The following is a 485-nucleotide window of genomic DNA, read 5'->3' as shown; positions in this document are numbered from 1 at the left end:
GCAGGCTCATCCCCCGATCAGGGCCGACCGGGATACGCGCCGGCGGGAACCACAGATCGCACTGCGCGAGTTCGCCCGGCTGGTAGCTGGTCCGCGAAGCCGGATCGAGCGGCCGATACTCCGGCCGGATCTGCCGGATGCGATCCTTGAGCACGGTCATCGATCGCTGCCAGCCGATCCGCTCGGCGATCACCGTCGCCGGCATGTCCGGCCACTGCCGCAGCAGCTGGCGGATCTGCGGCTCCATCGCATCCACGATCGACTTCTTGCCCGGCCGCTGATACTTCGGCGGCTCCTCGGCCGCCAGCGCCCGCCGCACCGTGTTCCTGGCAACGCCCAGATGCCGCGCGATCGCCTTGATCGGCATGCCCTCGGCCCGGTGCAACCGGCGGATCTCCGCCCAGTCCTCCACCTTGATCACCCTCCAGAGTGAACTGCAAGAGGGGTCAGATTTCGGCCGTCGCCTGGGGGTCAGTATTCACGCG

General features: G+C 68.5%; 1 protein-coding gene. It reads right to left on the bottom strand.

All coding sequences use genetic code 11. The features are described from left to right. A partial coding sequence (locus tag FAF44_RS53660) for a helix-turn-helix domain-containing protein (protein ID WP_237111191.1) occupies nt 1–421 on the bottom strand: 421 nt, incomplete at its 3' end. Nucleotides 422–485: the final 64 nt, after the last annotated feature.

It is taken from the genome of Nonomuraea sp. MG754425 (genome assembly GCF_021699195.1).
Taxonomy (GTDB): domain Bacteria; phylum Actinomycetota; class Actinomycetes; order Streptosporangiales; family Streptosporangiaceae; genus Nonomuraea.
The sequence above is the reverse complement of the archived record's forward strand: the minus strand, read 5'-3'. Positions and strand labels throughout refer to the sequence as shown.